This is a genomic window from Roseovarius sp. W115 (genome assembly GCF_032842945.2).
In the GTDB taxonomy this organism is placed as follows: domain Bacteria; phylum Pseudomonadota; class Alphaproteobacteria; order Rhodobacterales; family Rhodobacteraceae; genus Roseovarius; species Roseovarius rhodophyticola.
Genome location: NZ_CP146606.1, coordinates 2234454 through 2246949 on the forward strand (window position 1 = coordinate 2234454; position 12496 = coordinate 2246949).

Genomic DNA, 12496 nt, shown 5'->3' on the forward strand with positions numbered 1-12496 from the left:
TATGCAAGCATCAATCTTGGTCAGACGTGGCCAGGTTTCACTCTTGCGCGGCGCGCAACCGCTGTTGGAAATAGGCGACACCTTGTTCGTGACGCGGCGACAGGGGACCGGGACGATACCCGCCGCTTTCGTAGTTCTTCTGCGTTTCCAGACAGACCTCAAAATCCTCACGCACCACCGCCAGATTGTCGGCGATTGTCTTGTCTCGTGCCGCTTTGGTCGCCTCAGAGGTGTCGGCAAAATAGAAATTGTAGATCAATTCGGTTTGTCGGTGATTGATTGGGTTGATCCGCGATGTGTTCATGCCGCCATTGAAAAGTGACAACGTCCAGTTGGGCCACATCCAAAGCCATTTGCCGCGGTAGAAAAGCGCGTCCTTGGGCGGCGCGGACATGCGTACAAGACCATCGCAGGCCACGGTCTCAAACTGTTCAAAATCGATAGCGGCGTGAAACTCGGGATGGATGCCCGGGATGTGATAGCCTTCGACGAAGTTGTCTGTGTAGATTTTCCAGTTGGCGTCGAAGATCAGACGCTCCTCATGGACCCAATGGAAGGTTTCCAGAGGTTCGTTTTCCAGTTCTGGCACTGTATCGGCAAGCTGGTCGGTCAGACTGATCTGCGGTGCAATCGCCACAAACAACAACCCGCGCCAAACCTCGAAAGACACGGTGTCGAGGGACCACTCGGCCATGTTGAAGTCGGCATCGTCCCCCCACCATGGCACATTCAGCAAGGACCCGTCTTCGCCCCAGACCCATTGGTGATAGGGGCAGCGGATGGTGCTGCACCGCCCCGTGCCCTCAGGGAGTAGGCGCGCACCGCGATGACGACAGACATTGCGAAAGGCACGAAGCCCGTCCCTAGCGCGCACCACGAATACCTTTTGACCGGCGATCTCGGTGGCGATGTAGTCGCCGCGCTCGGCCAGACGCGAGGCCGGGCCGATCATCTGCCATGTGCTGGCAAAGATGCGCTGCACATCAGAGGCGTGGATCTCCGCACAGGTGTAGTGACGCGGGTGCAGGTTTTGCATAGGGCGCTCTTTGGGTCGTTTCGGCCAGCCAACAAGAGGCGACGCTTTGCACCTAAAGATACATTAATCTGCAAGGCAAGGGGTCAAAGTTTCGAGTGGCTTCCATCGCACATTGGGGACTTGCCGGTGGCCTTGCACCCACAGAAGAAGACCTTGCCGTCCTTTTCTGCCGTGTATTTTAGGGGCGTGAAATCCGTATCTTTGTGACTTCCATCACAAAAGGGCTGGTTGCTGCTTTTCCCGCAAGCACACCAAAAGTAATTTTTCCCCGCTTCGACATCGACGGGATACGGGGATTTCTGGGCGATTTCTGGCTTGGACATGTCTGGCTCCGGTTGATGCTTTGGATAAATTTATGCTGGATGCAGGTTTTGACCAGCCCATGCGGTTTGCCAACACTGCCGTTGCGAAAGAAAGGAGTCTTCGGAAAGGATGAAGAATGGGTCATGAAGCGCAGTTTTGAAGGCGGCTTGGCGGACGATGCTGCCATAGCCAATTGAAGTACGAAGACGCGCGATGGCCAGACCGCGGGGTGGCGACCTGCCATTGGTCAGGTCACTTTATGGCAGCCAAGCCTGCAAATTCGTTGATCTCAGCGCCCACGTGGACCAATCGCCAGCCCGGGGGGCGGTCTGGCAATCGCGCGGCGGCGCTACGCGCCTTGATTCCGCGCGAAGGGAGTCTTCTTGGGCTCTCAGCTGACCTTTGCGTCACGTGCGCCGTACGCCGTTGAGTTTACAAATCTCGCAAATTAAGCCGTTTCTCCAACTTTTTCACGCTTTGTTAACACCTTACCTCACGCCGCTGTAACAGGGGTGCGGAATTCTTGGTTTCATAGCCTAGCGCGCATTCCAAAGATGCGGTGGGCTGAGAAAGAGCCGGGTGTGTGATGGTTTGGTATGAGTTTGCGAGTTTGGATTTTGTGTTCGTATGTCGGGCTGTGGGATTGGTGGGGGTGTCTATCTATGTGCTGGGATTTTTTGCCCTGTGTACCGGGCGCCTGAGCTGTTCCACACCGACATATTTTTTGCTGACGGGCAGTGCGGCGTCTTGTGTGATGGTGTCGCTGTTTGTGGACTTCAATCTCAGTGCGGCGCTGATCCAGGGGTTTTACATCGTGATGTCGCTGGGTGGTGCGGTGAAGCGCTGGCGGCAGTTGGGGTCGCGGCGTCTGCCGTCTGTTGAGGTCACATCGACCCATGTGGCGGCGTCTGATCCCCCGATTTTCGTGAGCGAACGTCGGAGGCAGGCCAGTCCGGCGCGGTTGCAATAGTCTTCGCACTTGATCACATATCGCTTCGGGTCTATACGCCCCCGGTGGCCCAGTGCCATACGACTCACAATCAAGAAACGCCGTGGTTGGCCCGTTACGCTTCGGGGGTCACATCCGGCTTAGGAGAAGCGATATGAAACTCAATGAATTGCGCGACAATCCCGGCGCGACCAAACGTAAGAAACGTGTTGGCCGTGGTCCTGGCTCTGGCATGGGTAAGACCGCTGGCCGTGGTATCAAAGGTCAGAAATCCCGGTCGGGCGTGGCCATTGCGGGTTATGAGGGTGGGCAAATGCCGCTCTACCAACGCCTGCCCAAGCGTGGCTTTAATAAGCCGAACCGCAAGAAGTTTGCCGTTGTGAACCTTGGTCTCATTCAGAAATTCGTCGATGCGAAGAAACTGGATGCCAAGAAAGCAATCACAGAAGACGTGCTTGTCGAGAGCGGTCTGGTGCGGCGCAAGCTGGACGGTATCCGCGTTCTGGCCAAGGGCGAGGTGAGTACCAAGCTCACGCTGGAAGTGACGGGCGCGTCGAAATCGGCCATTGAAGCAGTGGAAAAAGCAGGCGGTTCTTTGACCGTCGCGGCAGCTCAGGCGGCTGAATAAAACTTGTGAGAGGGCGGATGTCCCCTTACATAGCTTTTTAGTTTTCCAATCGACGCCGCCTGGCCGGAAAACGGCTCCGGGCGGCGTTTGACATAACAAAGAGACCACGCATGGTATCTGCAGCAGAACAAATGGCGGCCAATACGAGCTGGGCTGCCCTGGGCAAAGCAACAGAGCTTCGCAAGCGTATCTTCTTCACCATCGGCCTGTTGATTGTTTACCGGATTGGCACGTTCATTCCGGTGCCGGGCATTGATGGGGCTGAACTTCGCCAGTTCATGGAGGGCGCACAGGCCTCTATTGGCGGGATGCTGTCGATGTTCACCGGCGGTGCGCTGGGCCGGATGGGGATCTTTGCGCTGGGCATTATGCCCTATATCTCGGCCTCTATTATTGTGCAGCTCATGACGGCCATGGTGCCGGCGTTGGAGCAGCTCAAGAAAGAGGGAGAGCAGGGGCGTAAGAAGATCAACCAGTATACGCGCTACGGCACGGTGTTCCTGGCGACCTTGCAATCTTATGGTCTGGCCGCCTCGTTGCAGGGCGGCGGGTTGGCGTCTGACCCTGGGTTCTTCTTTATCGCAAGCTGCATGATCACGCTTGTGGGCGGGACGATGTTCCTGATGTGGCTGGGGGAGCAGATCACCGCACGCGGCGTGGGCAATGGTATCTCGCTGATCATCTTTGTGGGTATTATTGCCGAACTTCCTGCGGCTTTGGCGCAGTTCTTCGCGTCTGGCCGCTCTGGTGCGCTGAGCCCGGCGGTGATCATCGGCGTCATCGTCATGGTGATCGCGACCATTGCCTTTGTGGTCTTCATGGAGCGCTCTTTGCGCAAGATCCACATTCAGTATCCGCGCCGTCAGGTGGGGATGAAGGTCTATGATGGCGGCTCAAGTCACCTGCCGGTCAAGGTGAACCCCGCGGGTGTGATCCCGGCGATCTTTGCCTCTTCGCTGCTGCTGTTGCCCGCAACGCTCAGTACATTCTCGGGCGATCAGACCGGGCCGGTGATGTCCACGATCATGGCTTATTTTGGACCCGGACAGCCTGCCTATCTGGTGTTCTTTACGGTGATGATCGTCTTCTTCACCTATTTCTACACCTACAACGTGTCGTTCAAAGTGGATGACGTGGCCGACAACCTCAAGAACCAGAACGGCTTTGTCCCAGGCATTCGCCCAGGAAAGAAAACCGCCGAATATCTGGAATACGTGGTCACGCGCATCCTGGTGCTCGGTTCGGCCTATCTTGCGGCAGTTTGTCTCCTCCCGGAAATTCTGCGTGGCCAATTTGCGATCCCCTTCTATTTTGGCGGAACTTCGGTTTTGATCGTTGTGTCGGTGACCATGGATACGATCCAACAGGTGCAATCCCACCTTCTGGCGCATCAATATGAGGATCTGATCGAGAAATCGCAGCTCGGTGGCAAAGGTAAGAAACGGGCGCGCAGAAAAGGGACAGCACGTCGATGAACATCATTCTTCTCGGACCGCCCGGGGCGGGCAAAGGCACGCAGGCGCATTTCCTCGTGGAAGAGCGCAACATGATCCAGCTGAGCACAGGCGACATGCTGCGCGAGGCCAAGGACAGCGGTTCCGAGATGGGCAAGATCGTGGCCGATGTGATGGCGCGAGGTGATCTTGTAACCGATGAGATCGTCATTGGACTGATCCGCGAAAAGCTGCAGGGCGACAAAAAGGGTGGGTTCATCTTCGACGGGTTCCCAAGGACGCTGGCTCAGGCCGATGCCTTGGCGGACTTGCTGGAAGAAACCGGTGAGACGCTCGACAAGGTTGTGGCCATGGAAGTCAATGACGACGCGTTGGTGGCACGCATCACGGCACGCGCAACCTGTGCCGGATGTGGTGAGGTCTATAACGATATTACCAAGCCCATTCCGGCTGATGAAGTTTGCACCAAATGTGGCCAGGCCAAAGGCTTTACCCGCCGCGCGGATGACAATGAGGAAAGCCTCAAGAACCGCCTGATGGAATACTACAAGAAAACCTCGATGCTGATTGGCTATTACCACGCCAAAGGCAATCTGGCCTGGGTCAATGGCCTTGGCGAGATTGATGAGGTCAAGGCAGAGATTGCGGGTGTTTTGGGGTAAATTTCATTAGCTCCATCCTATTTCCGCCATAGGTCTTGACGCCCCTTCCAAACCCTTATAACACGCACCATCTCGCATGAGAGTAATGATTCTTGACAGGTCGCTCCTGTTGCCCGAATCGACCACCTGAATTCAGCTGCGGCCCGGAGCGAATGCGACGGGCCTACGTTGTGAAAAAAGGGTCTGGAACTACGGACCCGCAACGAAAGGATATGACACGTGGCACGTATCGCCGGCGTTAACATTCCGACCCATAAACGGGTCCCGATTGCCCTGACTTACATCACTGGTATCGGCCATTCTTCGGCCAAGGCCATCTGCGAAGCGGTCAAGATTGACCCTGCGCGTCGCGTCAATGAACTCTCGGATGCCGAGGTTCTGTCGGTGCGCGAGCATATTGACGCCAACTACATGGTCGAAGGTGACCTGCGCCGTGAAGTGCAGATGAACATCAAGCGCCTGATGGACCTTGGCTGCTACCGCGGCCTGCGTCACCGCCGCAACCTGCCAGTTCGTGGTCAGCGTACCCATACCAACGCACGCACGCGCAAAGGCCCTGCAAAGGCCATTGCCGGCAAGAAGAAGTAAGGGAGGGCTGAACCAATGGCACGTGACACAAAACGCACCAAGCGTAAGGTTTCCAAGAACATCGCCACGGGTGTGGCGCATGTGAACAGCTCGTTCAACAACACCAAGATCCTGATCTCGGATGTGCAAGGCAACGCGATTGCGTGGTCGTCGGCGGGCACCATGGGCTTCAAAGGCTCTCGGAAGTCGACACCTTATGCCGCGCAGATGGCCGCAGAGGACGCTGGCCGCAAAGCGCAGGAACACGGTATGAAAACGCTGGAAGTTGAAGTGCAGGGGCCTGGCTCTGGCCGTGAAAGCGCGCTGCGCGCGCTGGCGGCTGTTGGCTTTAACATCACGTCGATCCGTGATGTGACGCCGATTGCGCATAATGGTTGCCGCCCGCCGAAACGGCGTCGGGTCTAAACAGTATTCATGGATGGGGACCGTGTTTTTGCACGGCCCCATTCCGACATTTAAACCTCGGGCGTTCCAAGCCCACGGACATGCAGCTTGGAACAGGAATGGAGGGACCGCATGATCCATAAGAACTGGGCCGAACTGATCAAACCGACACAGCTTGATGTGAAGCCGGGCAATGACCCGCTGCGTCAGGCGATTGTTGTGGCCGAACCGCTTGAGCGTGGCTTTGGTCTGACAATGGGGAACGCGCTGCGGCGTGTGCTTTTGTCGTCTCTGCAAGGCGCGGCCATTACATCGGTGCAAATCGATAACGTGCTGCATGAGTTCTCAAGCGTGGCCGGTGTGCGTGAAGACGTCACCGACATCGTTCTGAACCTCAAGGGCGTGGCGCTTCGCATGGACGTCGAAGGGCCCAAGCGTTTGTCGGTCTCTGCCAAGGGGCCGGGTGTTGTGACCGCTGCTGAGATTTCGGATAGCGCAGGCATTGAGATCCTGAACAAAGATCACGTGATTTGCCACCTTGATGATGGTGCGGATCTGTTTATGGAGCTGACCGTCAACACCGGCAAAGGCTATGTCGCGGCCGACAAGAACAAGCCGGAAGACGCGCCGATTGGCCTGATCGCGATTGACGCGATTTATTCGCCTGTCACCAAAGTGAGCTATGACGTTCAGCCTACACGGGAAGGTCAGGTTCTGGATTACGACAAGCTGACCATGAAGCTCGAAACAGATGGCTCGATCACGCCGGAAGACGCGGTGGCCTTTGCCGCACGTATTCTGCAGGATCAGCTCAGCATCTTCGTGAACTTCGAAGAGCCTGAGAGCGCCAGCCGTCAGGACGAGGATGACGGGCTTGAGTTCAATCCGCTTCTGCTCAAGAAAGTGGACGAACTGGAGCTGTCTGTACGTTCGGCTAACTGCTTGAAAAATGACAATATTGTCTACATTGGAGATTTGATCCAGAAGACAGAAGCCGAAATGCTGCGGACACCGAACTTTGGACGCAAGTCGCTCAATGAGATCAAGGAAGTGTTGTCAGGCATGGGTCTGCATCTTGGCATGGATGTCGAAGATTGGCCGCCGGACAACATCGAGGATCTGGCGAAGAAATTCGAAGATCAGTTTTAACGGATGGGCCGGGGTGAACCCCGGCCTACACCATGCCGGGCACGTTGCCCCAAGGAGAGTCGGTGACACGCATCGCTGGCCAGACAAAGCAAAAACGCCCGTAGAGGGCAAAAGGAGTAAAGAAAATGCGTCACGCACGAGGCTATCGCCGCCTGAACCGCACCCATGAGCACCGCAAGGCGCTTTGGGCAAACATGGCAGGCTCGCTCATTGAACATGAGCAAATCAAAACAACGCTGCCCAAGGCCAAGGAATTGCGCCGGGTTGTTGAGAAACTGATCACGCTGGGCAAACGGGGCGATCTGCACGCGCGCCGTCAGGCCGCATCGCAGCTCAAACAGGATCAGTATGTTGCCAAGCTTTTTGACGTGCTTGGCCCCCGCTACAAAGAGCGCAACGGCGGCTATGTCCGCGTGCTCAAGGCCGGGTTCCGCTATGGCGATATGGCCCCAATGGCGATCATCGAATTTGTCGATCGTGATTTGGATGCCAAAGGTGCTGCTGACAAGGCCCGCACCGCCGCAGAAGAGATTGAAGCCGACGAAGAGTAAAGCTCTTACGTCTGACAGGTATTGAAACCCCCGCCCTGGTTGCGGGGGTTTTTCATTGTTTGTGCCCGGTTGATCTCTTTGGGTAGGAGATGCTTGCATTTGAACAAGGGTCTGAGCATATCAACAGCACAGACACATGGGGAGTGTGGATGATACACCGTTTGCTTTTCGCTTTGATCCTGACCTTTGGCACGTCGGTGGTGGCCTCGGAAATGCGCGTGCCGCAAAGTCAGGCCGAGATCAGCATGGGGTTTGTGCCGGTTGTGAAAGACGCTGCACCAGCGGTGGTCAATATCTATGCCAAAAGGATCGTGAATGTGCGTTCTAGCCCGTTTCGCAATGATCCTTTCTTCGAAGATATGTTCCGCAATTTTGGATCCACGCGCCAAAGGGTACAGAACTCACTTGGGTCCGGCGTGATCCTGAGCCAAGACGGTATCGTGGTGTCGAACTATCACGTGGTTGGCATGGCCACCGATATTCGTGTGGTGCTGAATGACCGCCGGGAGTATTCGGCGCGTGTTTTGTTATCAGATCAAGAAAGTGATTTGGCGATCCTCAAGCTTGACGACGCGTCCGACATGCCGGCTTTGACTTTGCGGGATAGTGATACGCTGGAAGTGGGTGAGCTGGCCTTGGCGATTGGAAATCCGTTTGGCGTCGGTCAGACCGTGACCAGTGGTATTGTCTCAGGTCTGGCGCGCTCCGGGACGGCGACGGGCAATGCGCGCGGATATTTCATTCAGACCGACGCGCCAATTAATCCAGGCAACTCCGGCGGTGCTTTGGTGGATATCAACGGTGACCTCATCGGCATCAACACACGTATCCTGAGCCGTTCTGGAGGGTCGAACGGTATTGGCTTTGCGATCCCTTCAGCCTTGGTTGCGCAGTTTGTGGCGCAGGCGCGAGCGGGCAAAACAGTGTTTGAGCGTCCCTGGGCAGGGTTGAGCGGTCAGCCGGTTGGTGCGGATATGACTGAGGCGCTGGGTTTGACCAGTCCGGGTGGATTGCTGGTATCAGATATACATCCGCAGAGCCCGTTTGCTGAGGTTGGTATCGCACCGGGTGATGTGATCACGCATGTCGATGGCCAGCCTGTGAACGCAGCCCCGGACATGATCTATCGAATGTCTGTCGCGGGTATAGGGGGCGAAACACGCATCACGCGCCTTCGCAATGGCGAAGAGGATCAGTTGACGTTGAAGCTTGGGGTCGCACCTGAGGACCCTCCGCGTGATACGCGCGAGACAAGCGAAGACACATTGATCCCTGGGCTGACTGTTTCGACGGTCAATCCAGGCGTGATTGCCGAACGCAACCTGCCTCTGACGGCACAGGGCGTGGTGGTTGAGTCACCGGGTCGTGTGGGGCAACGCGCCGGGTTGCGCCCAGGCGATATTTTGCGGGAAATCAATGGGGAGGCTGTGCGCTCAACGCGTGATGTGGAAACGCTCCTATCGCAAGGGGGGCGGTGGCTCACGCTTGACGTGCAGCGAGGGGCAAAGCGGTCGACCTTGCGGTTCAGGCTTTAGGCGTGAGCGATCTGTTTGATCAGGCCCAGAACGCCGTTCCCGATACTGCGCCGCGGCCTTTGGCTGACCGATTGCGTCCGCAAAAACTGTCGGACGTTATAGGGCAGGATCAGGTTTTGGGACCTGAGGCACCGTTGGGTGTCATGCTGGCCTCGGGGAGTTTGTCTTCGTTGGTCTTTTGGGGGCCGCCCGGTGTCGGCAAAACCACCATAGCGCGGCTCTTGGCGGATGAGACGGACCTGCATTTCGTGCAGATCAGTGCGATTTTTACCGGCGTGCCGGAGCTTCGCAAAGTGTTTGAAGAGGCCAAGATGCGGCGCGGCAACGGGCGCGGGACGTTGCTCTTTGTGGATGAAATTCATCGTTTTAACAAAGCCCAGCAGGATGGATTTTTGCCGCATATGGAGGATGGCACGATCCTTCTTGTGGGCGCAACGACGGAGAACCCCAGTTTTGAGTTGAATGCCGCCTTGCTGAGCCGGGCGCAGGTTCTGGTGCTGGAGCGGCTTGAATTGGCTGATCTGGAACATTTGGCACAGCGTGCAGAGCAGGAGCTTGGCGTGGCTTTGCCACTTGAAGGGGCGGCGCGCGAGGCACTTCTGGAGATGGCAGACGGGGATGGACGTGCTCTGTTGAACCTGATTGAGCAGGTCGCGGCATGGACCGTTGATGGCAAGCTCGATACAGAGGCTCTCTCAGCGCGCCTGATGAAGCGTGCCGCGAAGTACGACAAGTCGGGCGATGAGCACTATAACCTCATTTCGGCGCTGCATAAGTCAGTGCGCGGGTCAGACCCGGACGCCGCTGTCTATTGGCTGGCGCGGATGCTGGCGGGTGGCGAGGATCCACGATACCTTGCACGGCGCATCACCCGTATGGCGGTCGAGGACATCGGGCTGGCCGACCCTCAGGCGCAGGCGCAGTGCCTGCAGGCCTGGGAGACGTATGAACGTTTGGGCAGTCCCGAGGGTGAGCTGGCCTTGGCACAAGCAGTTTTGTACCTCGCCCTCGCGCCTAAATCGAACGCGGCCTATGTGGCTTATAAATCCGCCGTACGGCAAGCCAAGGACACCGGGAGCGCGCCACCGCCAAAACATATCCTGAATGCGCCAACACGACTGATGAAGGAGATTGGGTATGGTGCCGACTATGCCTATGACCATGATGCGGAAGATGGGTTCTCGGGACAGAACTATTTTCCGGAAGGCATTGAGAGACCATCGCTTTATCAACCTGTGGAGCGTGGGTTTGAGAGAGAGCTGAAAAAACGGCTCGACTACTTTTCCAAGCTACGATCGAAACGTGGGGCTGACGCCAGTTAAGCGATTCTCGCCTTTGATTTGGGAGATGCGAATCGTGATTTATGTCGTTTTTAGACTATGAATGTGACGGACTCTTCAGAAATCTTGAATGTGACTTCAGCTAAAATACGATTTGGACGCTCTAAACGGTTCTGTACACAGAAAAAAACGAAACTTTCGTGTGTAGGGCAGTTAGAGGCTAGATGCGTGGAAAATTTCGTGATTTGTTAACTTTATGTCGCAAACAAGCCGACCGGTTGGGGGAAACAACGCGAAGCTGCTGGGACTCTGGTCCGGAGATGGCTGGAGCGACATAAAAAGTCACAGGGAGAAACCATGACACATTCAAAAGACCAAGTCTTGCTGGACAAGCTGGCCGGTGCAGCGCGCGAAGGTCGTATCTCGCGTCGCTCATTTATGCATTATGCAGCCGTTGCCGGTGTCACAAGCACGACTGCCACCGGGCTGTGGACCAGCTCGGCCAAGGCAGAACCCAAGCGTGGCGGGACCTACCGTTTGGCGCAGCACGATGGTAACTCGTCGGATACGCATGACCCCGGTACGTATCTCACATTCGCCATGATCAACCTGGCGCATACATATCGGTCTTACCTCACGCAGATCGAACCCGATCAGTCTCTGGGTGGCGATATCGCGACAGAATGGTCGGCGACACCTGACGCGAAAGAGTGGACGTTCAAGCTGACGGACAAAGCGTCGTTCCACAGCGGTGGCAAAGTTACTGCGAACGATATCCTGGCCTCGATGAACCACCACCGTGGTGAAGGCAATACATCGGCCGCAGCTGCGCTGCTGGCGGATGTTGCTGACATTGTCGACAATGGCGACAATACCGTCACGTTCAAGCTGAACTCGCCCAATGCGGACCTGCCATGGCTGATGACAGACTATCACCTGGCGATTGTTCCGGCGAATGAAGACGGCTCGGCCAATTGGCAGAGTGGCGATGGCTCTGGCCCGTATAAGCTCGTTGAAAACGAGTTTGGTGTCGGCTCACGTCTTGTCCGCCATGATGGCTGGCATGGTGAGGGTGCTTACTTCGACGAAGTGCAGATCCTCATCATCAACGACCCGAACGCGCGCCAAACGGCCGTGATCACCGGTGACGTGGATGCGGCCAGCCAGCTTGAGAACAAGACGCTTGGCTTGCTGTCGCGCAACCCGGACATCAAGATCGACAACGTGGCGTCTGCGGCGGCGGTGACAATGCCGATGCACACCAATGCGGCTCCGTTTGACAATCCAGATGTGCGCAATGCGCTGAAGCTGTCGGTGAACCGTGAAGAGCTGATCGAGAAGATCCAGTTTGGTGCGGCGACCATCGGCAATGACTTCCACCATTCGCCAGCGATGCCGTACTTCCCCGAAAGCATTGAACAGCGTCCTTATGACCCTGATCAAGCCAAGGCCCTGCTGAAGAAAGCAGGCGCGGAAGGTCTTACGGTCAACCTGAGCACAGCTGACTCAGTGACATCTGGTGCGGTTGACGCGGCGGTTCTTTATGCCGAGCACGCGAAAGCAGCAGGCATCACGATCAACGTCGTGCGTGAAGCCAATGACGGCTACTACTCAGACGTCTGGCTCAAAAAGCCATGGTGCATGGTTCAGTGGGGCGCACGCCCAACGCCGGATGTTATGTATAGCCTGGCCTATAAAGATGACGCGTCCTGGAACGAGTCGTTCTGGCAGAATGAGCGCTTTAATGTTCTTCTGCGCCAAGGCAAGGCGGAACTGGACGATGCGGTTCGCGCCGAGATCTACACCGAGATGGGTCAGATCGCACGCGACGACGGCGGTACGGTCATTCCGTACTTCCCGAACTTCGTGTATGCGCGTCGCGGGAACCTGGAGCACACAGGTGAACTCGCGGCAAGCTGGCCAATGGATGGCGCCCGCGCAGCACAGCGCTGGTGGTTCGCATAAAACACTTTGCCC

The 12496-nt window shown here is 56.6% G+C and carries 14 protein-coding genes; 12 read left to right on the forward strand and 2 right to left on the reverse strand.

Going from position 1 to position 12496, the window contains the following annotated elements; all coding sequences use genetic code 11:
• Window positions 1-37: 37 nt before the first annotated feature.
• Entirely contained in the window at window positions 38-1036 is a 999-nt protein-coding gene (locus RZS32_RS11305) for an aromatic ring-hydroxylating oxygenase subunit alpha (protein ID WP_317057085.1), read from the reverse strand.
• Between the two features lie 83 nt (window positions 1037-1119).
• Entirely contained in the window at window positions 1120-1359 is a 240-nt protein-coding gene (locus tag RZS32_RS11310) for a CDGSH iron-sulfur domain-containing protein (RefSeq protein ID WP_317057086.1), read from the reverse strand.
• Between RZS32_RS11310 and RZS32_RS11315 the strand changes: the two genes are divergently transcribed.
• The 12 genes from RZS32_RS11315 to RZS32_RS11370 all read left to right on the forward strand — a co-directional run bounded on the left by RZS32_RS11315 (window position 1240) and on the right by RZS32_RS11370 (window position 12484).
• Window positions 1240-1536 carry a hypothetical protein gene (locus RZS32_RS11315; protein WP_317057929.1) on the forward strand — a complete coding sequence of 99 codons (297 nt, stop codon included), beginning with the start codon at window positions 1240-1242 and terminating at the stop codon, window positions 1534-1536. The two genes, RZS32_RS11310 and RZS32_RS11315, sit on opposite strands and share 120 nt — an antisense overlap.
• Before the next feature lie 389 nt (window positions 1537-1925).
• Window positions 1926-2309, forward strand: coding sequence for a CBU_0592 family membrane protein (locus tag RZS32_RS11320; RefSeq protein WP_317057087.1), 384 nt, complete (start codon window positions 1926-1928; stop codon window positions 2307-2309).
• A gap of 133 nt (window positions 2310-2442) precedes the next feature.
• Window positions 2443-2916, forward strand: coding sequence for a 50S ribosomal protein L15 (rplO, locus tag RZS32_RS11325; protein WP_317057088.1), 474 nt, complete (start codon window positions 2443-2445; stop codon window positions 2914-2916).
• Window positions 2917-3026: 110 nt separating this feature from the next.
• Window positions 3027-4391, forward strand: a complete 1365-nt coding sequence (gene secY, locus RZS32_RS11330; RefSeq protein ID WP_317057089.1) for a preprotein translocase subunit SecY — start codon at window positions 3027-3029, stop codon at window positions 4389-4391.
• Window positions 4388-5032, forward strand: coding sequence for an adenylate kinase (locus tag RZS32_RS11335; RefSeq protein WP_317057090.1), 645 nt, complete (start codon window positions 4388-4390; stop codon window positions 5030-5032). Before secY ends, RZS32_RS11335 begins: the two co-directional genes overlap by 4 nt.
• Window positions 5033-5251: 219 nt before the next feature.
• Window positions 5252-5620 carry a 30S ribosomal protein S13 gene (rpsM, locus tag RZS32_RS11340; protein WP_317057091.1) on the forward strand — a complete coding sequence of 123 codons (369 nt, stop codon included), beginning with the start codon at window positions 5252-5254 and terminating at the stop codon, window positions 5618-5620.
• 15 nt (window positions 5621-5635) lie between these two features.
• Complete coding sequence (gene rpsK / locus RZS32_RS11345) at window positions 5636-6025, forward strand: 30S ribosomal protein S11 (RefSeq protein WP_317057092.1); 390 nt, start codon at window positions 5636-5638, stop codon at window positions 6023-6025.
• A gap of 111 nt (window positions 6026-6136) precedes the next feature.
• Complete coding sequence (locus RZS32_RS11350; RefSeq protein WP_317057093.1) at window positions 6137-7153, forward strand: DNA-directed RNA polymerase subunit alpha; 1017 nt, start codon at window positions 6137-6139, stop codon at window positions 7151-7153.
• Window positions 7154-7278: 125 nt separating this feature from the next.
• On the forward strand, window positions 7279-7704 hold the full coding sequence (gene rplQ / locus RZS32_RS11355) for a 50S ribosomal protein L17 (RefSeq protein ID WP_317057094.1): 426 nt from the start codon (window positions 7279-7281) through the stop codon (window positions 7702-7704).
• 149 nt (window positions 7705-7853) lie between these two features.
• On the forward strand, window positions 7854-9239 hold the full coding sequence (locus RZS32_RS11360; protein ID WP_317057095.1) for a Do family serine endopeptidase: 1386 nt from the start codon (window positions 7854-7856) through the stop codon (window positions 9237-9239).
• Between the two features lie 2 nt (window positions 9240-9241).
• Complete coding sequence (locus tag RZS32_RS11365) at window positions 9242-10561, forward strand: replication-associated recombination protein A (RefSeq protein ID WP_317057096.1); 1320 nt, start codon at window positions 9242-9244, stop codon at window positions 10559-10561.
• 315 nt (window positions 10562-10876) lie between these two features.
• Window positions 10877-12484: an ABC transporter substrate-binding protein gene (locus tag RZS32_RS11370; protein ID WP_317057097.1), complete on the forward strand. Its 1608-nt coding sequence runs from the start codon at window positions 10877-10879 to the stop codon at window positions 12482-12484.
• The last annotated feature ends 12 nt before the right edge of the window (window positions 12485-12496 follow it).

What these genes read in the sequence shown, in the direction of transcription:
- RZS32_RS11310 (WP_317057086.1), bottom strand. Translation starts at nt 1,359, where the DNA reads ATGTCCAAGCCAGAAATCGCCCAGAAATCCCCGTATCCCGTCGATGTC.
- RZS32_RS11320 (WP_317057087.1), top strand. Translation starts at nt 1,926, where the DNA reads ATGGTTTGGTATGAGTTTGCGAGTTTGGATTTTGTGTTCGTATGTCGG.
- rpsK (WP_317057092.1), top strand. Translation starts at nt 5,636, where the DNA reads ATGGCACGTGACACAAAACGCACCAAGCGTAAGGTTTCCAAGAACATC.
- RZS32_RS11335 (WP_317057090.1), top strand. Translation starts at nt 4,388, where the DNA reads ATGAACATCATTCTTCTCGGACCGCCCGGGGCGGGCAAAGGCACGCAG.
- rplO (WP_317057088.1), top strand. Translation starts at nt 2,443, where the DNA reads ATGAAACTCAATGAATTGCGCGACAATCCCGGCGCGACCAAACGTAAG.
- secY (WP_317057089.1), top strand. Translation starts at nt 3,027, where the DNA reads ATGGTATCTGCAGCAGAACAAATGGCGGCCAATACGAGCTGGGCTGCC.
- rplQ (WP_317057094.1), top strand. Translation starts at nt 7,279, where the DNA reads ATGCGTCACGCACGAGGCTATCGCCGCCTGAACCGCACCCATGAGCAC.
- RZS32_RS11305 (WP_317057085.1), bottom strand. Translation starts at nt 1,036, where the DNA reads ATGCAAAACCTGCACCCGCGTCACTACACCTGTGCGGAGATCCACGCC.
- RZS32_RS11360 (WP_317057095.1), top strand. Translation starts at nt 7,854, where the DNA reads ATGATACACCGTTTGCTTTTCGCTTTGATCCTGACCTTTGGCACGTCG.
- RZS32_RS11370 (WP_317057097.1), top strand. Translation starts at nt 10,877, where the DNA reads ATGACACATTCAAAAGACCAAGTCTTGCTGGACAAGCTGGCCGGTGCA.
- RZS32_RS11350 (WP_317057093.1), top strand. Translation starts at nt 6,137, where the DNA reads ATGATCCATAAGAACTGGGCCGAACTGATCAAACCGACACAGCTTGAT.